Origin of the sequence: Amycolatopsis sp. lyj-346 (assembly GCF_046548975.1) — a bacterium.
Classification (GTDB): Bacteria; Actinomycetota; Actinomycetes; order Mycobacteriales; family Pseudonocardiaceae; genus Amycolatopsis.
This window is the reverse complement of the sequence record NZ_JAJPWT010000010.1, coordinates 1-18,244: the sequence shown is the minus strand read 5'-3', so window position 1 is coordinate 18,244 and position 18,244 is coordinate 1. Positions and strand designations below refer to the sequence as shown.

The window sequence follows — 18,244 nt, the reverse complement described above, 5'->3', positions numbered from 1 at the left end:
CACGGCGGCGTCCGCCCGGCCGGGCGGACGCCGCCGTTCAGAGCCAGCCGGACTCGCGGGCCAGCCGGATCGCGTCCACCCGGTTGCGGGCCCCGAGCTTGGCCACCACGGTCGTGAGGTAGTTCCGCACGGTGCCGGCGGACAGGTAGAGCCGGGCGGCCACCTCGACCGTCCCGTAGCCCTGTGAGGTCATCCGCAGCACGTCGAGCTCGCGGGCCGTCAGCGGGCAGTCGACGCTGTCCCACGCCGCCAGCGCGAGGTCGCCGTCGACCATCCGGCGGCCGGCCACGACCCCGCGCACGGCGTTGGCCAGCTTGTCCGGCGGCGCGTCCTTCAGCAGGAAACCGCTCACCTTGGCGTCCAGGGCGCGCCTGAGCGTCCCGGGACGGCCGAGGCTGGTCAAAATGAGGGTGCGGCAGTTCGGCAGCTGCTCGTGCAGCTCGCCGGCGGCGGTGAGGCCGTCCTTGCCCGGCAGGTCGATGTCGATGATCGCGACGTCGGCGGCCGTGGCCCGGGCCGCGGGCAGGATCTCCGGTCCGGACGCCACCTCGGCCACGACGTCGATGTCGGGCTCCAGCCCCAGCAACGCGACGAGCGCCCCACGGACGATGTGCATGTCTTCGGCCACGAGCACTTTGATCACCAAGCGCCTCCGCCTCCATGAACTCCCCAGAACCTCAGTTAATCATTTCGACGGAGACAATGGTTGAGCCGTTCGGGGTTCGGCATGCAAATATCCCGGCGGTGATACGGGGAAAGCCACGGCCGATACGCCATGCGGAGTCGAACGGCTACCGTAAGTAATAGATTACCTGCACACACGGTGGGCGGAATTCCCGAACGGGTTCCACGACGGTCCCGGAACGCGAGCGAGCCGGCCACCGCACCGCGGGCGACCGGCTCACCAGGACCGGGACCAGTAGAAATACTGGTTCAGTCCAGTTAGGCCGCGAGCTCGACAGTCATCTCGAAGTCGGCGCGCGTGCCGCAGATCGAGGCGCGGACGAAGGTTTCCCCCGGCCGGCTGTCGAAACGGTCGATCACCAGGCCGGATTCGACGGCACAGATTTTCTCGACCTCGAAGCCGAGGTCCTCGAAAAGCACGCGGACGTTGGCGGAAAAATTTGCAGACATTGTGTACTCCCCAGTGGCGAAGATGAAAGCCTCATGTGACTTAAATAGTCCGCGAACGCGGATCCCGAGGCCAGTGCCCGCATCATCGGGCCACTGTGTTTTATGACTGCTCCGCGCAGTGCCCACCATTCCGCCAAATGGGGCATCCGAGGGCGTCGACGTCCGCCACAAGGACCAATTTGGTCACCTTGCGCGTTCGACCCGGCGCTCAATGTGCCTATGCACGTGCCGATGTCATGGGTCTAGGTGCCCACTGACCGGCCGCTTCACACGTCGGCGGCGCGCATGTGCAAAACGCATGTCCTGGCCCTGCGAAATCCATTCGGAACGGTGCACTGAGCACTTAAGAAGTAGACGGCCGACGACCTACAGTTCTGCCATACCGAATTGCCGACGCCGAACACGTTCGCAGGGGAACGTGCCTCGGCCGGCCCGGCGACTGGAGGGACGGCCACCATGGACGAGATCGTGCGGCAGGCCGTGGCACGCGCCATCATGACCATGCGGGACAACCTGGGCGACCGGCTCACCATCGACGACCTGGCCCGGGCCGCGATGTTCAGCAAGTTCCACTTCACCCGGGTCTTCCTCCGGGCGACCGGGCTGTCGCCCGGGCGGTTCCTCTCGGCACTGCGCCTGGCCGAGGCGAAACGGCTGCTCGTGACCACGGGGATCTCGGTGGCGGACATCAGCCACCAGGTCGGCTACAACAGCGTGGGCACGTTCAGCGCCCGGTTCAGCGGCAGCGTCGGCTTCTCCCCCACGGGGTACCGGCAGCTGCGCGGGATGTCCCCGCGGATCGCCGAACGCACCGGTCAGCCGGGGTCCGAAGTGGCCGTGCGCGGCCACGTCTGGCGGCCGCCGGGCGGGGACACGGGCCAGGTGTTCGTCGGTCTCTTCCCGGCCAAGATCGCCGAGGGCACACCCGCCCGGTACGCGATCGTGCCGGGAGCGGGCCAGTACACGCTGACCGACGTGCCGCTGGGTTCCTGGTACGTCATCGCCCACGCCTACGGGGCCACCCCGCAGGACGACCGCGGCCCGCGGCCGCTGACCGGCCTGTCCGGGCCCGTGACGGTGCACCGAGGGGTCGCCGCGAGCCTGGTCGACGTCCGGTTGCGGCCGCGGCACGGCTTCGACCCGCCGGTCCTGCTGGCGCTGCCGGACCTGCGGCGGGCGCCGGTCCGCCGTCCGGTCGCGGTCTGAGCACCCGGCGGGCGTCCCGGGGAGGACGCCCGCCGGACCCGGTGCCGAGGAAAGGGGATTCCGTGCGCGGGCACCACCGAGCAGTCACGGCGACGGCAGTTCTGCCGTCGCGAACCGGAATTGACGGAACCGATTCGCCGGTCCGGATCGTCCCGGTGCGCCCGGCGAATGCCGGGACGGGACCGCCCAATGGCGTACAATTCCACGAGCGGGGAACGCACGACCGGGGGAAGCGAGGGACCGACGTGATCAAGGTTCTGCTGGCCGAGGACATGGACATGGTCCGCGGCGCCCTCGTCGCCCTGCTCAACCTCGAGTCCGATATCGAGGTCGTCGCCGAAGTGGACTCCGGCGACGAGATCCTGCCCGCCGCCAAGGCCTCCCGGCCCGACGTCGCGGTCATCGACATCGATCTGCCGGGCAAGGACGGGCTGACCGCGGCCACCGAGCTCCACGAGCACGTCCCGGAATGCCACACGCTCATCCTCACCAGCCTCGGCCGCCCGGGCACGGTCCGGCGCGCGCTCGACGCCAAGGTGAACGGGTTCCTGCTCAAGGACGCCCCGTCGGACAAGCTCGCCAACGCGGTGCGCTCGGTCGCGATCGGCAGGCGCGTCATCGACAGCGAGCTCGCGCTGTCCGCGTGGGAGGCCGACGACTGCCCGCTCACGCCGCGGGAGCTGGAGATCCTGGCCCTCGCCGCGCGCGGGCGCAACGTCGCCGACATCGCCTCGGACCTGTTCCTGTCCCCCGGCACGGTGCGCAACTACCTGGCCGCGTCCGTCACGAAGCTCAACGCTCGCAACCGGGTGCACGCGATCCGGATCGCCACCGACGCCGAATGGCTCTGAGCGGCGCCGGGAACCGGTCCGCCGGCTGAAGAGCGGGCCCGAACCGGGCCATCGGGACGGTGACGCGCAGCAGGTGCGTCCCACCGGGGCGGATCCCGGCGGTCAGCTCCCCACCGAGCAGGTTCACGCGGTGCGCCAGGTTCCGCAGCCCCCAGCCGTGCTCCTCCGCGCAGTCCTCGCCGTCGGCCGGCACCACGCCGTCGTTGTGCATCCGGAGCCACGCCTCGCCCCGGGACACGCCGACGGCGAACTCGCACCACGACGCCTCGCTGTGCCGCACCACGTTCGTGGCGCTTTCCCGCAGCACCGTGGCGAACGTCGTCGCGACCGCCTCGGGGAGCTGCCCGGGCAGCTCGGGGTCGAAGCGCACGGTCACCCCGGCCGAAGCCAGCACCGCGGCCGCGGCCCGGCACTCGTCCGCCAGGGACACCTCCCGCTTCCCGGCCGCCACCGAGCGGACGTCGGCGAGGGCTTTGCGGGACATGGTCGCCAGCTCGGTGAGCTCGTGCTGGGCCTGCGCGGGCTGGGTGTCCACCAGCCGCCGGATCAGCTCGACCTTGAGGGTGATGGCGGACAGGCTCAGCCCGAGCAGGTCGTGGGTGTCCCGGCTGAACCGCAGCCGTTCCTCGGCCACCACCCGGGCGGTCAGCTGACGCCGGTCGCCCTCGCGTTCGGCGGCCAGCCGGACGAACCACGCCAGGCCGAACACGGCGACCGCGGCCACGGAGGTGAGCACCGCGCCGTGCACGCCGTCCGCGATGGCCTGGCCGGACGCGCCGGACAACAGCCCCGCACCACCGCAGACGAGCACGAGCACCGGGATCGACACCGCCGTCTTCGCCACCAGCAGCACGCTGCCGGCGAAGAAGCTGCTGAGCACGATCCACGCCACGCCCAGCTGCACCACCGGCAGGACACCCAGCACGGCCTGCACGGCCAGTGCCGGACCGCGGAACCGGATGCGCCCGTAGCCGAAGCCGACCAGGTGCGCCGCGATCAGCGCGACCACGTAGCCGCACGCGAGGAGCACGGCGGGCCACGACTGCACGGTCCGCAGCGGGCCCAGCAGGCCGAGCACGCCGATCCCGAGACAGACCCCGGCGTGCACCGCGTAGACGAACCGGGCCGGGAACGCCTTGCCCGGCAGTCGATCCGGGGTGCCCGAACGCGACACCGGCAGCGTTGCTCCGTTTGCCACACCCGGGTACCACGATCGGAGTCTTGCGCCGTGTGCCCTCGCTGTCGCGATCATGCAGCGCCTCCCCAGAAAGCTTCGCAGCGCTCAGAACAGCAATCTAACAGCCGTTCCCGCAGATCCGGATCGCCGCCACGGGGGATTTCGGCGGTTTCCGCGCTACGCGGGGAAGTCCAGCACGCACTCTCCGACACTGACCTCCGCGGGCCACTCCAGTTTGAGCGCGCGGTCGACCCGGTCGCCGGCGTCGACCGGCACCGCGTGCGCGGCCAGCCCCATCGCCTTCGCGGCGAGGTAGAGGACCTGCTGCAGCGCACCCAGGTGCAGCAACGTCGTCGCGTAGGCGGCACCGCCGAGCACCCAGGCGATCCGGGACATCCGCGTGGTGACGGTCAGAAGCGCGGCGGGGCGGCGGTGGCCGCCCGCGGCGATCATCGCCATGTCCAGCAGGTTGTCCAGGACGGCCTCGTCGTCGTTGATCAGGGTGAGCGTGTGCCAGAGCGGGTCGTAGTGGTAGATGCCGCGGGCGAGATCGGCGCCGCGGTTGATGCCGACGTAGATCTCCAGCTCGTACAGGCAGGCAACGCTGAAGTAGGGCCGCTGGGACGCCTCGTGCGACGGGCCGCCGGGCAGGTGGGCCGGCCCCACCGACCGCACCCGCGCGGCGCGGAAGAGGAACTCGCCGACCTGCGCGGCCGTCAGTTTCCGGGTGCTGAACTCCGGGCAGTCGTGGTCGCTTTCCAGCAGCGCGGCCAGCGGCGGGTCCGTGGCGGCGAGGGCGCGGGGGTCCGGCCGGGGCAGCGGGAACGTCGGCCCCGCGGTGACCTGCTTGACCACCGGCGGTTCGGCGCCGGACCGGTTCGCGTCGGGCTCCGGCGGCGAACCCCGCTGCCACGTCCGGCTGCGCGCGTGGAACATCAGGTCGTCGTGCGTCCAGATCGCCGTCTCCAGGTCACCGTGGTCGGTGAACCGGCCCTCGGCGTCACCGACGAGCACGACGCCCGCGGCGACGAGGTACTCCACCACGTCGGCGACGACCGCCGGGGCCAGTCCGGTGGTGGCGGCCAGCTGCTCCACCGTCGTCGGAGCGGCCAGCGAGGACGCGATCAGCACGGCGGGCGGGCGGAACAGCGCGACCTTGTAGCGCGCTCCCGGCGACTCGGCCAGCAGCGCGCCCTCGTCGGCGCGCAGGGCGGTGAACCGCGACAGCCGGACCAGCCTGCCGGCCGGCAGCGGGCCGTCGGGGAAGACCGGGAACTGCGTCACGGGGATCGCCGAAAGCACCGGTCCGCGGCCGTCGTTGAGGGCCAGCGAACGCACCACCGAGCCGGAGAGCCGGGTCAGCACCTTCCGCAGCGACATCCGCCAGGAGTCGCTGCTCGCCCGGCCCGACACCGCGAGGTTCGCCATCGACACGGGCCCGAGAACGAGGCGGCCCAGTGACTCGCGCACGCCCTCGGCCGTGTCCGCGAACTCGTACTCGCCCCACCAGGTGATCGCGACGAGGGACCCGTCGTCACCGGCCTCGAGCAAGGTGTCTTCGGTCAGCGACCACAGGCGGACCGTTTCGACGTGCCCTTCCGGGCTCTCGGAAACCACCGCAAACTCCTATACCCACGACGGAACGTCGTTCTCCGCACGCAGTGTCCTAGAGGAACATGGGGAACGGGTTGAGACCCTCGTGAGGCGTCGGCTCGGCCAGCCTGCCGAGCCGCACCGGGACGTCGAACAACCGGCCGGGCGCGAACCGCGCCCAGAACGGGCGCAGGCCGGGGGCCAGCACCTTCACCGCCGGAAGCTCGACGTCGGGACGGGTCTGGTCGAGCACGAGCAGCTCGCTGCCCGCCGCCGCCAGCGTCCGGGCCAGCGCCATGACGTCGTCGCGGACGTCCGCGCGGTGGACGAAGGTGAAGTCGGCCGCGGTCCGCACCGGCAGCCCGGCGGCGGGCCGCAGGTACGGCTGGTTGGCCACCGTCGCGTACTCCAGCCAGCGGGCCGCATCGGGGTCGTCGACATCGTGTCCGCGCACGAGCACGTCCGGCATCATCTGGTTCAGCTCGGACACCGCGCGCCGGACGGCGATCCTCGGGTCGAGGTGGGCACCGAAGCCGAAGATGATGTGCTCGTGCGGGCCGTCGGTGCGCCGCGAGGCCGCGACGAAGACCGGGACGCCGAGGTCCGACGTCACGTCGAGCACCCACAGTTCGCGGCCCATCCCGGCGTAGTGCCCGGTCATCTCCTCCAGCCAGCCGTCGCCGAAGGAGGCGAGGTCCACCCCGGCCACCGGCGTGCGGTTGTACCACCACAGCGCGACGGCGTCCCGCTCGACGAGCTCGAGCGTGCCCTGGAGGACGGCGTCCTCGAGGCTGCTGCCGGCCGCGGTGCCGTTGGAGTCCGCGTGCAGGCCCCGCAGGCCGGAGGTGGCAGGCACCCCGTAGTACAGGTACCCGGTGGGCAGCAGCCGTCGCTGCCCGGCCAGGGACCAGACGGGGGTCCAGTCGATCGAGGCCGCCGGGTCGAACGGCTCGGGGACGTGCTGGAACAGTCCGTGCGCGCCGTTCCACGCGGCCCGCTCGCGGTACTGGCGCTCGGAGAAGAGCATGCAGTCGTTCGGGTGCACCGCCTCGGCGCCGAGCTCCTCGAACGAGGCCCGGATCCGCAGCTCGTCACCCTGGTAGTTGCCGGAGAAGCGCTCGGCGGCCTCGCAGAGGGCGCCGACCTCGGCGTCGATCGGGCTGACCCCCTTGCCGCCGTTCTCACTGCGCAACCCGGCCTGCATCCCGGCCATCCCGGTGACGCCGCGGGCGACGTTCAGCCCGGACCGGTAGGCGTTGAGGAACGACGGCGCCGCCGGGTCGGGGCGGACCTCCTTGATGATCCCGGTGATCGGGCTGACCAGGTGCCGGTAGCGCTCGAGCGTCTGCGACGGCGTCGCGGTGCGGTGCCCGCCGCCGGTCGAGGTGGTCTTGCGGGCCGGTTCGAGCACGATCGGCCGGGCCGCCCGCGCCGCCATCAGGCCGGTGTCCCCGCAGCCGGGGCACTGCGGCCGACGGCGCAGCTCGTGCCGCTTGCCCTGCAGGTCAAGGGTGTCGAGCACCCACACGCTCTGCTGGCCGCTGTGCCGGTAGCCGGCCAGCCACTTGCTGGCCTCGAGCGCGATCAGGTGCGCCGCCGCGGCGGTCAGCGACGGCAGGGCGGCGGCCGGACGGCGCGCGGGGCCCTCGTGACCGAGCAGCTGCTGGGCGCAGGCCTCCGCGTGCCGGTGCCCCCACAGCCGGTTGGTCAGGCAGTGCCAGCACGCGGATTCGCCGGGCCGCAGCACCGGGCCGATCCACACCTGCGCGGCGGACGGCCGGGCCAGCAGCCACGGGCGGCCGGTCCGCCGGTGCTCGGCGTCGATCGCACCCAGCCGCGGGTCGAGGTAGTCGGCGCACAGCACGATGCTGAGGTCCGCCGCGTCCGCCGCGGTCCCGGCCGGCGCCACCTCCAGGGCCGCGTCGGCCAGCGCCCGCCCGACCACGCCGGTGTCGACGTCCTCGCCGACCGCGACCAGCCGGACCCCGGGGCGGGTGACCCGCGAGGTGACCGAGGCCGTGTCGATGCCGCACGCGTCCCAGTAGGCCAGCTCCCGCTCGTCGACCGCGGGTTCGGGTGCCGGGCGGACCGAGAGCAGGCCCGCGTCCATCAGCTGCGCCAGGATCGCCGCGACCTCTTCGGGGGCCATCCCGGCCGGCCGGGCCCGCAGCACCTCGGCGAGTTCCCGGGTGCCGTCGAGCAGCGGGGCGAGCGACTCGATGCGCGCGCCGCGCATCGAGATGACACCCTGTTCGGAGAACAGGTAGGCGCCTTTCCCGGCGTGCACTTCGGCGCGCAGGTGCCGCTTGAAGGCGAGTACGGGAGCGCCGGTGACCGGTGTCGCCGCGGCGCGCGACCGGTGCGGGGCGGGTTGCACGACTCGTCCACTCATCTGCACTCCTGTGTCCCGTGCGCGCGATCCGAGAACCTGGATTCTTCTCCGCGGCCGGGACCTGCGGCCAGTGCGCCGCACATCGAACCGGATATGCGAAACGCATGTCCGTTCGCGTGAAACACATGTCCGGGGGGTGTGCTCCGCACTGGTCCGCGCCGCCCGCCGTTCGTCAACCTGGTTCGTGAGGGCTTTGCGCCCGCGGGCTCCGCCCCGGCCCGTTCGACCGAGACCCACAAGTGAGGATCGAGTATGACGACCACTCGCACCTACGGACAGTTCTGCGGCCTGGCGCGCGCTCTCGAAATCGTCGGGGAGCGGTGGTCCATGCTCGTCATCCGTGACCTCGTGCTCGGCCCGAAACGCTACACCGACCTGCAGCGCGGCCTGCCGCGGATTCCGGCCAGCATCCTGTCGTCCCGGCTCAACGAGCTCGAGCAGGCCGGGGTGATCCGCCGCCGGGTGCTGCCGCAGCTGGACGCGAGCCTGGTCTACGAGCTCACCGAGTACGGCAGCGAACTCGACCACATCCTGCTCGACCTCGGGCTGTGGGGCGCGCGGTCGCTGGGACACCCGAAGGACGACGAGGTCTTCACCAACGACGCCGCCATCCTTTCCCTCTACACGACGTTCCAGCAGGAGGCCGCGGCCGGCGTGCACGTCACCTACGTGCTGCGCCACCACGACTCGCTGATCATCCACGCGATGATCGACGACGGGACGCTGAAGGTCGGCTCGGGCGACCACCCGGCGGCCGACCTGGTCATCGAGCCGCAGGGCCCGGAGCTGATCGACCTGGTGAACGGCCAGCTCACCGCGTCCGAGGCGATGGCGACGGGCCGGGTGCGGATCGAGGGGGACTTCGCCCACCTCGAGCTGTTCACGAAGCTGTTCCGCATCCCGCCGAAGCCGGAGCTGCCGGACGGCCTCGCCTTCCACTGATCTCCTCCGGCGCGGGCAACGGGGCCGGCAGCCGTCCTCGCGGGCGGGCTGCCGGCCCCGTTCGCCGGACAGCCGCACAGGATCGGCAATCCGGAGTAACGGATCGGACGTATCCGGCGGTTAAGGTCGACGAACCCGCCGTTTTCCGCAATCCGAACAGAGGGGCACGCATGTCGACGTCCGAACTCGCTCGGCCGTCCGGCTTTCTGGGGAACCTGAACAGCAGGAACCACCACCGGGCGCTGGCAGCCTTCATGATCATCGTCGTCGCCCACTGGGCCGAGCACATCGTCCAGGCCGTCCAGATCTACGGCTTCGGCTGGCCGACGGCCCGTGCGCGCGGCGTGCTCGGCGTGCCGTTCCCGTGGCTGATCTCGCAGGAGTGGCTGCACTACGGCTACGCCCTGGTGATGCTGGTGTTCCTGTGGGTCCTGCGGCACGGCTTCGCCGGCCGCTCCCGGCAGTGGTGGAACCTCGCGCTGGCCCTCCAGTTCTGGCACCACATCGAGCACCTGCTGCTGTTCATCCAGGCGCAGTCCGGCTGGCGGCTGGGCGGCGGCAAGGTGCCCAGCAGCATCGTCCAGCTGCTGATCCCCCGGGTCGAGCTGCACCTGTTCTACAACACGATCGTCACCATCCCGATGATCGTCGCAGTCGTCCTGCACCGGCGCGCCTCGGCCGCCGAGCGGGAGCTGACCCAGTGCCTCTGCGGTCAGCCGAAACAGCCCGCGCTCGCGGCGTGAAGCGCGCGCTGGCCCTGCTGGCCTTCCTGATCGGCTGGCTGGTGCTCGGCGCGACTCCGGCTTCCGCGCACGTCGAGATCGTGTCGTCGAACCCGGGGGACGGCGCCCGCCTGAGTGCGGCGCCGTCCCTCGTGTCGGTCACCCTGTCGGAGAACGTCGGGATCCAGCCGGGGTCGATCAAGGTCGTCGACCTCGGGGGCCGTCAGGTGGACACCGGGCCGGTGTTCCAGCCCGGGGAGGCCGCGGAGCAGGTCGCGGTCCGGCTGAAGCCGGACCTGCCCGACGGCAGCTACCTCGTCGAATACGCCTTCGTCTCGGGGGATTCCCACCCCGTGCGCGGCACCTTCGCCTTCGTCATCGGCACCGGGCCGCTGGTCACCTCGGCCGGCGCGGTGTCCGCGGCCACCGGCACCGACGCGGCCGTGAACGCGGCGTCGACGGCGGTGCGCTGGCTGGCCTACCTCGGCGTCGTCCTGCTCGGCGGGCTGGCGTTCGTGCTGCTGTGCCGCCCCGCCGCCCGCACCGACCGCCGGGCACGCCTGCTGCTGCACGCGGGCGCCGGGCTGGTCGCGGCGACCACCGTCGCCGCGTTCGTGCTGCAAGGCCCGTACGCGGCCGGGCGGGACCTGACCGCCGTGTTCGACACGGCCTTGCTGGCCGACACCCTGCGCGTCGCCTACGGGAAGCTGCTGCTGCTCCGGCTGGCCGCCGTGGCGGCGCTGCTCCTGGTGCTGCCACGCCTGCTGCGGCCCGGGCCGCCGGACCCGTCGCGGTCCCGCTTCGAGAACGCGGCCATGATCACCGGATTCCTCGTGCTGTTGAGCTTTTCGGCCACCGGCCACCCGGTGACCGACCCGATCATGTTCGTGTCGGTCACGGCCGACCTGGTGCACTTCGGCGCGATCGCCGTCTGGGCGGGCGGGCTCGTCCAGCTGGCCCTGGGCCTGTACCGCCCGGCACCCGGCGAAGACCTGGCTCCGGTCGCGACGAGGTTTTCCCGCATGGCGACCTGGTCGGTGACGGCGATCGCCATCAGCGGCGCCGTGCTGGCGCTGCGGATCATGCCGTCGCTGTCGACGCTCTGGACCACGCGGTTCGGCGCACTGCTGCTGCTGAAGATCGCCGGCTTCGCCGTGCTGCTGGCCGTGGCGAGCCGCTCCCGCCGCGCGGTGCACCGGGGGTTGCGGGTTCCGGCTGCGGGCGGCGGCACGACGGTGACCAGCGACCTGCGCAAACTTCGGGTGGCGGTGGCGGTGGAGGTCGTGTTGAGCGTGGTGGTGCTCGCGCTGGCGGCCCTCCTGACGGTGACTCCGCCCGGCGGGTGACCTGGCGTTTCTCCCGCCACCCCGAAGCCCGATTGTGACTACGGACGGCAGCACCGCGTCAAGGCGGGAAGGCGTGCCTTGACCCGGCGCTGCCGTCCGTGTTCTGGCTTCGGTTCGGGGTTGCGGGGGGCCTGGGTGCCGTTGGGGTCGAGTTGGGTGGGGTGCTGCCGTGGCCTCCTCGAGGCTTACACCCCGGGGGACGGCGGGGGGCTGAACGGGCCCCAGCTGAATGCTGGCAGCCAGCGGCTCGGGGGCTCTGTCCAGTCCAGCGTCGTCAGCTGGGTGCGTGATCTGCGTCCGGCCAGTGCGCGGTACAGCTCCAGGGCCGGGGCCGTCACCGATGCTGCCGGCCGGCCCTTGCCCGCGGTCCACTCCGAGCCGCCCGTTGTGCGCAGCCGCAGGGCCGGGAGCCCGCGGGCGGCGACCGAGCCGGAGAAGCCGCGGACCAGCACCTCGAAGCTCGGCGCCCAGGCGAGGTGCTCGGCGGGCGGTGGGACGCCGAGGGCGGCGCGCAGGTCGAGTTCGTGGGTGAAGGCGTCCATCACCATCACCTCGCCGCTGTGGCCGCCCGCGTCCGCGAGCCGCCGGTCGAGCTCCTCGCCGACGTCGTCCCAGCGGTCGAGCAGCTCCGGCACCGCCAGGCCCGCGGCCGGTGCGGGTGGGGTGCCGCCGTGGCGGGCGAGGACGCGCTCGGCGATCTCGGTGAGGTGGGCGAGCAGGTCCTCGACCGTCCACTCCGGACACGCCGGGACCGTTCGGCGGTGGGTGGCGGGCCTGCCCTGCAGCAGGGCTCGGATGCCGCGCCGCACTTCCGGGTAGCCCACGAAGTCCGGTGCCGGGACCGGCTGACTCGCTGTCACACGTCCACCTCACCCTGGCCCGATCGGTGCTCCCGGCCAGTATGCCCTGGTGAGGAGCCTTCGCGGTTCTCCTCGCTTGCGGCTCGCGAACACCCGCAGGCCGTGACCTTGCCCACCTCGTGGTCCACGTCGACGTCGACCACGAGCCCTTTCCGAAGAGGGACAACGGATTGCGATCGTGACGCTGCGCCTCGACGGGCGCGGTGACCTCTGCGACCTCGCCGGGGAACCGGCCGAACTGCCCGGCGTGCGGAGCACGTCCACCGGCCGCGGGGAACCGTTCGACGAATGGTCACCCGCCCGGGCAGCGCACGGTGGCGGGTTTGCGGCACACTGGGGTACACGTGAAATTCCCCGGCGCCGCAACGGAAACGCGCGACCGGGGAGAAACCATCCAATTCGGAGGTGAGGCATGGCCCCCGGCGGTGGCGAGGACGTGGCGCAGACGCAGCCCGGATTCGACCTGGCGTGGCGCGGTTTTCACCGCGCACAGGTCGCCGAATACGTCGCGTGGGCCGAGGCCGAGATCCGGAGACTCACCGCCGAGCGCGACGCGGCACACCGGCGCGGCACCGCGCTCGCGGAGGAGAACCGTGAGCTCCGCGTGAAGATCGACCGGATCAGCCTGACCCCCATCCCGGCGGACGCGCTGCAGGAGCGCTCGCGCCGGATGATCGAGCTGACCCGCGAGGAAGCGGCGGAAATCACCGCGCACGCAACGGAAGCCGCGGCGCGGATCCGGCGCGAGGCCGAGGCGGAGGCCGTCCGGCTCACCGAGAAGGAACGCCGGCTGGTCGCCGAAGCCGAGGCCGAGCGTGAGCGGCGGCGGGTCGAGCACGAGGAGTTCGTGCGCGCGGCCGAGCAGCGCCGCCGTGAGCTCGACGAGGCCGCGGCGCACCGCCGTGCCGAGCAGGAAGAAGACCACACGCGGGCCATGACGGTCCGGCGCGCCGACGCGATGCGCGAGCTGGCCGAGCAGGAAGCGGCCGCGCGGGCCAAGGCCGGCCAGCTGATCGCCACCGGCGAAGGCGAGCTGGCCGCGGCGCGGAAGAAGGCCGCGCAGCTGGTCGCGGACGCCACCAGCCACGGCGAAACGCTGGTCGCGGCGGCCCAACGCGAGGTCACGGCGCTGACCGAGGTCCGCGACAAGCTCCACGCGAGCCTGGCGGGCTGCCGTGCCCTGCTGGCCGACGCGGCGGTGGCGCTCGACGAACGCCCGGGCCCGTTCGACCCGGAAGCGACGTTGCCGATGTCGAAGAGAGTGCCGATCCAGCGGCGGTCACCCGCGGACGACCTGACCGACGCGGTCGGTTGAGCCGGCCTTGACCGACGCCGCGCCCGCCATGGCCCGGCGGGTGCCGGCCGTGGTCGCGGCGGTGCTGACGCTGGCGGCGGCGACGACCCTGGCCAACCGCGTGCTGCCCGGCTGGGCGTATCCGCTGTGCGGCCTGGTCGCGACGATCCTCCTGGTCCTCTTGGGCCGCGCGGCCGGGTACACGGGGCGTGACCTGGGCTTACTCGGCTTCCGCCGTCCGGCGCTGGCCGGCCTGGCGGGGGCCGGGCTGGTGGCACTGGTGTTCGGGATCGCGCTGGCGGTGCCCGCGCTGCGCACGGTCTACCAGGACGGCCGCGTCGGCGACCCGGACGTGGGCCAGCTGCTGTGGCTGACGTGCGGCCGCATCCTGTTCGGGACGGTCCTGATCGAGGAGGTGGCGTTCCGCGGCGTGCTCCCGGCCCTGTTCGGGGCGAGCGACGACCGGTGGCGCTGGGGACCGATCGTCGCGGCGGCGGCCCTGTTCGGTCTGTGGCACGCCCTGCCCGCGCTGGCGATCGGCCGCAACGCGGCGGTCCACGCGGTGTTCGGTTCGACGCCCACGGTGGTGCTGCAGGTGCTGGCCATGGCGGCGGCGGGGGTGGCGGGAGTCCTCATGCACTGGTGGCGCCACGTGGGCCGCGGTGTGCTGGCGTCGGTGATCGTGCACTTCACGACCAACGCGGGCAGCTTGACCCTGGCGGTTCTGGTGCGCTGACCGCACCTGCCCGGCCTACGAGCGGACCAGCCGCGCGATCGCGTCCGACGCTTCCCGCACCTTCAGATCCGCTTCTTCGCCCCCGGCCGCCGCGGCCTGGACCACGCAGGTCGCCAGGTGCTCGTCCAGCAACTCCAGCGAGAACGACTGCAGGGCCTTCGTCGCCGCCGAGACCTGGGTCAGGATGTCGATGCAGTACTTGTCCTGCTCGACCATCCGCTGCAACCCGCGGATCTGCCCCTCGATCCGGCGCAGGCGCTTCAGATAGGCGTCCCGCTCGTTGCCGTAACCCGTCATCGCCCACCCGTTCCCCGTCGTCGGCAGTCCTGCCCCCGACTATACCCTCCCGGGGTGTCAGCGGAACCGGCGCAACCGGAGGCTGTTGCTCACCACGAACGCCGACGAGCACGCCATCGCCGCCCCGGCGATCATCGGGTCGAGCAGGCCGAGCGCGGCCAGCGGCAGCGCCGCCACGTTGTACGCGAACGCCCAGAACAGGTTGCCCTTGATCGTCGCCAACGTGCGGCGGGCCAGGCGGATCGCGTCGGCCGCGACGCGCAGGTCGCCGCGCACCAGCGTCAGGTCGCTCGCCTCGATCGCCGCGTCGGTGCCGGTGCCCATCGCCAGGCCCAGGTCGGCCTGGGCGAGCGCGGCCGCGTCGTTGACGCCGTCGCCGACCATCGCCACCACACGCCCCTCGGCCTGCAGCCGCTTCACGACGGCGACCTTCTCCTCCGGCAGCACCTCGGCGACGACTTCGCCGATCCCCGCCTCGGCCGCGATGGCCCGGGCCGCGCCGGCGTTGTCACCGGTCAGCAGCACCGGTGTCAGGCCGAGTTCGCGCAGCTGGGCGACGGCCCGCGCGGACGTCGGCTTGATCGTGTCGGCGACGACCAGCCGCCCGCGGACCTCGCCGTCCCAGGCCACGCCGACCGCGGTGGCGCCCTCCGCCTCGACGAGATCGCCGCCGACGAACGCCGCCCGCCCGACCGTGACCTCGCGCCCCTCGACCACGCCGGTCACCCCGAGCCCCGCGGTGCTGCGGAACTCCGTGACGGCGGGCAGCGCGCCGAAGCGCTCCCGGGCCGCGTCCGCGATGGCGCGGGCGACCGGGTGTTCGGAGGCGGCCTCGACGGCGCCCGCGAGCCGCAGCACCTCGCCGTCACCCTCGACGAGCGCCATCCGGCCGGTGGTGACCGTGCCGGTCTTGTCGAGGACCACGGTGTCGACGCGGCGGGTGGACTCGAGCACCTCGGGCCCCTTGATGAGGATGCCGAGCTGGGCGCCGCGGCCGGTGCCGACCAGCAGCGCCGTCGGCGTCGCCAGGCCGAGCGCGCACGGGCAGGCGATGATCAGGACGGCGACGGCCGCGGTGAACGCTTGCGCGGCGCTTCCGCCGGTCGCCAGCCAGCCGACGAGGGTCGCGAGCGCCGCGAAGACGACCGCCGGCACGAAGACCGCGGAGACCCGGTCGGCGAGCCGCTGAACCTCGGCCTTGCCGTTCTGCGCGGCTTCGACGAGGCGGGCCATCTGCGCGAGCCGGGTGTCCGCGCCGACGCGGGTGGCGCGCACGAGCAGCCGGCCGCCGATGTTGACGGTGCCGCCGGTGACCGCGTCCCCCGGCCCGGCCTCGACCGGCACGGATTCCCCGGTGAGCATGCTCGCGTCGACCGCGGAGCCGCCTTCGACGACCACGCCGTCGGTGGCGATCTTCTCGCCGGGCCGGACCACGAAGACCGCCCCGACCTGCAGGTCCTGGGTGGGGATGAGGTGCTCTTCGCCGTCGCGGAGCACGGTGACGTCCTTCGCGCCGAGGTCCATGAGCGCGCGGAGGGCGGCGCCGGCGCGGCGCTTCGACCGCGTCTCGAAGTAGCGGCCGGCCAGGATGAACGTGGTGATCGCGGCGGCCACCTCGAAGTACAGGTGGTGGTGGCCGCCCCCGAAGACGAGCGCGTACAGCGACCAGACCACGGAGGCGACGACGCCGAGCGAGATCAGCGTGTCCATCGTGGCGGTGGCGTGCCGCAGGTTGACCGCGGCGGCGCGGTGGAACGGCCACGCGCCCCAGGTGACGACCGGGGCGGCCAGGGCGAGCGCGGCCCACGCCCAGCCCGCGAACTGCCAGGCCGGGACCATCGCGAGCACGATCAGCGGGACGGTGAGGCCCGCGGAGACCAGCAACCGCGTGCGCGGCGGCTCCTCCTCCGGCGTCTCCGGCTCGGGGAGGTGCGCGGAGTAGCCGGCGGCTTCGACGACGGCCTTGAGGTCGTCGACCGACAGCCGGCCCGGGTAGCTGACCTGGGCTTTTTCGGTGGCGTAGTTGACCGTCGCGGTGACGCCGTCGACCTTGTTGAGCTTCCGCTCGACGCGGGCCGCGCAGGACGCGCACGTCATCCCGCCGATGGCGAGCTCGACGCGGGCCGCGGTGGCCACCTCGGCCGGGCTCACGCGACCAGGCGGTAGCCGGCCTCGGTGACGGCGGCGGCAACCGCATCGGTGGTCAGCGGCGTGTCACTGGTCACGGTCACGCGTCCGCTCTCGACGTCGACGTCCACCTGCCGGACGCCGTCGAGCTCGGAGACCTCCTCGCGGACCGAGGTGGCGCAGTGTCCGCAGGTCATGCCCTCGACGGTGTAGGTCGCTTCGGCCATTTCCCGCTCCTTTCGTCTCCCTCCTTTATACCCATCGGGGGTAGGGGTTCTCCATCGGGGCCGTCAGACTCGCGGCATGCGGAAGCTCTACGCGATCGGGATCGGCGCCGGCGACCCGGAGCACCTGACGGTGCAGGCGATCGATCGCCTCAACCGCGTCGACGTCTTCTTCGTGCTCGACAAGGGTGCCGGCAAGGCCGACCTGGTGCGGCTGCGGCAGGAGATCCTCGACCGGTTCGTGACGCGCTCGTACCGCGTCGTGCTGGCATCGGACCCACCCCGCGACCGCGAGCCGGCGGACTACCGGGCGGCGGTCGCCGACTGGCACGCGGCGCGGGCGGCGGTGTACGAGGAGCTGATCCTCTCGTCGCTTTCTCCGGACGAGGTGGGCGCGTTCCTGGTGTGGGGCGACCCGTCGCTGTACGACAGCACGATCGCGCTGATCGAGGCGGTGCTGGCGCGCGGGAACGTGTCGTTCGAGTACGAGGTGGTGCCGGGCATCAGCAGCATCTCGGCGCTGGTGGCCCGCCACCGGACGACGATGAACCAGATCGGCCGGGCAGTCCAGCTCACAACGGGCCGCCGTCTCGCCTCCGGCTGGCCCGAAGGCGTGGACGACGTGTTCGTGTTGTTGGACGCCCACACGACGTTCGACCAATTCACTTCTTCGGACCTGCACATCTTTTGGGGCGCCTACGTGGGCACGTCCGACGAGATCCTCATCTCGGGCCCCCTCACCCCGGCCCTCGCGGCCCAGATCCGCGCGACCCGCGCGGAAGCCCGCGAACGCCACGGCTGGATCATGGACACCTACCTCCTCCGCCGCCCAACCCCCTAACCGACCCTCCCGGTACGCCACCCGACCCTCCAGGTACGCGAGTCGACCCTTCAATCACGCAAGTCGACCCTCCAATCACGCGAGTTCCGTCTTCAATCACGCGAGTTCCGGGTTTGATCACGTGAGTTCGGTGCCTGCTCACGCCGGTGGCGGGCGGCGGGGGGTGTCTCGCGTGCCTGGAGGGTCGGCCGGCGTGCCCAGGCGGTCGGTTCGCGTACCTGGAGAGTCGGTTCGTGTGTCTGGAGGGTCGACTCGCGTGATCAGGGAGTCGACACCGGTGATCAGGGGGTCGACACGGCAAAGGGGGTGGGAATGGAGAAAAGGACCTGGGGCCGGGAGACTATTGTCTCGACCGGGCCCAGGCCCTTCTCTCAAGTAAGTTCGGCGGTGTCCTACTCTCCCACAACCCTTCGGTTGCAGTACCATCGGCGCTGTCAGGCTTAGCTTCCGGGTTCGGAATGGGACCGGGCGTTTCCCTGACGCTATAACCACCGAAACACTC

At 72.1% G+C, this 18,244-nt stretch carries 17 protein-coding genes and 1 rRNA gene; 8 read left to right on the top strand and 10 right to left on the bottom strand.

The annotated features are described in order from the left end of the window. Positions 1–37: 37 nt before the first annotated feature. Together ACLJQE_RS26890 and ACLJQE_RS26885 are read right to left on the bottom strand one after the other, a co-directional pair. Complete coding sequence (locus ACLJQE_RS26890) at positions 38–643, bottom strand: DNA-binding response regulator (RefSeq protein ID WP_410642151.1); 606 nt, start codon at positions 641–643, stop codon at positions 38–40. Positions 644–942: 299 nt separating this feature from the next. Further along, positions 943–1,104, bottom strand: coding sequence for a hypothetical protein (locus tag ACLJQE_RS26885; RefSeq protein WP_410642150.1), 162 nt, complete (start codon positions 1,102–1,104; stop codon positions 943–945). 486 nt (positions 1,105–1,590) lie between these two features. Between ACLJQE_RS26885 and ACLJQE_RS26880 the strand changes: the two genes are divergently transcribed. Next, positions 1,591–2,340: a helix-turn-helix domain-containing protein gene (locus ACLJQE_RS26880; RefSeq protein WP_410642149.1), complete on the top strand. Its 750-nt coding sequence runs from the start codon at positions 1,591–1,593 to the stop codon at positions 2,338–2,340. 245 nt (positions 2,341–2,585) lie between these two features. Further along, positions 2,586–3,191 carry a DNA-binding response regulator gene (locus ACLJQE_RS26875; RefSeq protein ID WP_410642148.1) on the top strand — a complete coding sequence of 202 codons (606 nt, stop codon included), beginning with the start codon at positions 2,586–2,588 and terminating at the stop codon, positions 3,189–3,191. Here ACLJQE_RS26875 and ACLJQE_RS26870 read toward each other — a convergent pair. The 3 genes from ACLJQE_RS26870 to ACLJQE_RS26860 all read right to left on the bottom strand — a co-directional run bounded on the left by ACLJQE_RS26870 (position 3,133) and on the right by ACLJQE_RS26860 (position 8,353). Further along, complete coding sequence (locus ACLJQE_RS26870; protein WP_410642147.1) at positions 3,133–4,389, bottom strand: sensor histidine kinase; 1,257 nt, start codon at positions 4,387–4,389, stop codon at positions 3,133–3,135. The genes ACLJQE_RS26875 and ACLJQE_RS26870 overlap by 59 nt on opposite strands. 156 nt (positions 4,390–4,545) lie before the next feature. Then, the gene (locus ACLJQE_RS26865; RefSeq protein WP_410642146.1) at positions 4,546–5,985 is read right to left on the bottom strand and encodes a SagB/ThcOx family dehydrogenase; all 1,440 of its coding nucleotides are present in this window, start codon (positions 5,983–5,985) and stop codon (positions 4,546–4,548) included. Positions 5,986–6,034: 49 nt separating this feature from the next. Next, positions 6,035–8,353: a TOMM precursor leader peptide-binding protein gene (locus ACLJQE_RS26860; protein WP_410642145.1), complete on the bottom strand. Its 2,319-nt coding sequence runs from the start codon at positions 8,351–8,353 to the stop codon at positions 6,035–6,037. Positions 8,354–8,605: 252 nt separating this feature from the next. Between ACLJQE_RS26860 and ACLJQE_RS26855 the strand changes: the two genes are divergently transcribed. The 3 genes from ACLJQE_RS26855 (at position 8,606) to ACLJQE_RS26845 (ending at position 11,363) form a co-directional block, all read left to right on the top strand. Beyond that, positions 8,606–9,295, top strand: a complete 690-nt coding sequence (locus ACLJQE_RS26855) for a winged helix-turn-helix transcriptional regulator (protein WP_410642144.1) — start codon at positions 8,606–8,608, stop codon at positions 9,293–9,295. Positions 9,296–9,465: 170 nt separating this feature from the next. Then, positions 9,466–10,038 carry a hypothetical protein gene (locus ACLJQE_RS26850; RefSeq protein ID WP_410642143.1) on the top strand — a complete coding sequence of 191 codons (573 nt, stop codon included), beginning with the start codon at positions 9,466–9,468 and terminating at the stop codon, positions 10,036–10,038. Further along, positions 10,035–11,363: a copper resistance CopC/CopD family protein gene (locus tag ACLJQE_RS26845; protein WP_410642141.1), complete on the top strand. Its 1,329-nt coding sequence runs from the start codon at positions 10,035–10,037 to the stop codon at positions 11,361–11,363. Before ACLJQE_RS26850 ends, ACLJQE_RS26845 begins: the two co-directional genes overlap by 4 nt. Before the next feature lie 185 nt (positions 11,364–11,548). On the opposite strand, the gene ACLJQE_RS26840 is transcribed toward ACLJQE_RS26845, so the two are convergent. Beyond that, positions 11,549–12,223 carry a maleylpyruvate isomerase family mycothiol-dependent enzyme gene (locus tag ACLJQE_RS26840; RefSeq protein ID WP_410642140.1) on the bottom strand — a complete coding sequence of 225 codons (675 nt, stop codon included), beginning with the start codon at positions 12,221–12,223 and terminating at the stop codon, positions 11,549–11,551. A gap of 412 nt (positions 12,224–12,635) precedes the next feature. On the opposite strand from ACLJQE_RS26840, the gene ACLJQE_RS26835 reads away from it, so the two are divergent. Both ACLJQE_RS26835 and ACLJQE_RS26830 read left to right on the top strand, forming a co-directional pair. Beyond that, a complete protein-coding gene (locus ACLJQE_RS26835) occupies positions 12,636–13,538 on the top strand; it encodes a M protein (RefSeq protein ID WP_410642139.1) in 903 nt (300 codons plus the stop codon). Between the two features lie 28 nt (positions 13,539–13,566). Beyond that, positions 13,567–14,253: a type II CAAX prenyl endopeptidase Rce1 family protein gene (locus ACLJQE_RS26830; protein ID WP_410642475.1), complete on the top strand. Its 687-nt coding sequence runs from the start codon at positions 13,567–13,569 to the stop codon at positions 14,251–14,253. 15 nt (positions 14,254–14,268) lie between these two features. Here ACLJQE_RS26830 and ACLJQE_RS26825 read toward each other — a convergent pair whose 3' ends face one another. Genes ACLJQE_RS26825 through ACLJQE_RS26815 form a run of 3 tightly spaced genes read right to left on the bottom strand, consistent with a single transcriptional unit; the run spans position 14,269 to position 16,904 of the window. Further along, a complete protein-coding gene (locus tag ACLJQE_RS26825; RefSeq protein ID WP_003089374.1) occupies positions 14,269–14,550 on the bottom strand; it encodes a metal-sensitive transcriptional regulator in 282 nt (93 codons plus the stop codon). Positions 14,551–14,607: 57 nt separating this feature from the next. Beyond that, positions 14,608–16,701: a heavy metal translocating P-type ATPase gene (locus ACLJQE_RS26820; RefSeq protein ID WP_410642138.1), complete on the bottom strand. Its 2,094-nt coding sequence runs from the start codon at positions 16,699–16,701 to the stop codon at positions 14,608–14,610. Beyond that, positions 16,698–16,904, bottom strand: coding sequence for a heavy-metal-associated domain-containing protein (locus ACLJQE_RS26815; protein WP_410642137.1), 207 nt, complete (start codon positions 16,902–16,904; stop codon positions 16,698–16,700). The genes ACLJQE_RS26820 and ACLJQE_RS26815 overlap by 4 nt, the downstream gene beginning before the upstream one ends. A 76-nt stretch (positions 16,905–16,980) precedes the next feature. Here ACLJQE_RS26815 and cobF point away from each other — a divergent pair, with 76 nt between their 5' ends. Continuing rightward, positions 16,981–17,742 carry a precorrin-6A synthase (deacetylating) gene (gene cobF, locus ACLJQE_RS26810; RefSeq protein ID WP_410642136.1) on the top strand — a complete coding sequence of 254 codons (762 nt, stop codon included), beginning with the start codon at positions 16,981–16,983 and terminating at the stop codon, positions 17,740–17,742. A 379-nt stretch (positions 17,743–18,121) separates the two neighbouring features. Here cobF and rrf read toward each other — a convergent pair. Beyond that, positions 18,122–18,238: ribosomal RNA gene (gene rrf, locus ACLJQE_RS26805) — 5S ribosomal RNA — on the bottom strand. Positions 18,239–18,244: the final 6 nt, after the last annotated feature.

What these genes read in the sequence shown, in the direction of transcription:
- ACLJQE_RS26825 (WP_003089374.1), bottom strand. Translation starts at nt 14,550, where the DNA reads ATGACGGGTTACGGCAACGAGCGGGACGCCTATCTGAAGCGCCTGCGC.
- ACLJQE_RS26860 (WP_410642145.1), bottom strand. Translation starts at nt 8,353, where the DNA reads ATGAGTGGACGAGTCGTGCAACCCGCCCCGCACCGGTCGCGCGCCGCG.
- ACLJQE_RS26830 (WP_410642475.1), top strand. Translation starts at nt 13,567, where the DNA reads ATGGCCCGGCGGGTGCCGGCCGTGGTCGCGGCGGTGCTGACGCTGGCG.
- ACLJQE_RS26835 (WP_410642139.1), top strand. Translation starts at nt 12,636, where the DNA reads ATGGCCCCCGGCGGTGGCGAGGACGTGGCGCAGACGCAGCCCGGATTC.
- ACLJQE_RS26815 (WP_410642137.1), bottom strand. Translation starts at nt 16,904, where the DNA reads ATGGCCGAAGCGACCTACACCGTCGAGGGCATGACCTGCGGACACTGC.
- ACLJQE_RS26880 (WP_410642149.1), top strand. Translation starts at nt 1,591, where the DNA reads ATGGACGAGATCGTGCGGCAGGCCGTGGCACGCGCCATCATGACCATG.
- ACLJQE_RS26850 (WP_410642143.1), top strand. Translation starts at nt 9,466, where the DNA reads ATGTCGACGTCCGAACTCGCTCGGCCGTCCGGCTTTCTGGGGAACCTG.
- cobF (WP_410642136.1), top strand. Translation starts at nt 16,981, where the DNA reads ATGCGGAAGCTCTACGCGATCGGGATCGGCGCCGGCGACCCGGAGCAC.
- ACLJQE_RS26855 (WP_410642144.1), top strand. Translation starts at nt 8,606, where the DNA reads ATGACGACCACTCGCACCTACGGACAGTTCTGCGGCCTGGCGCGCGCT.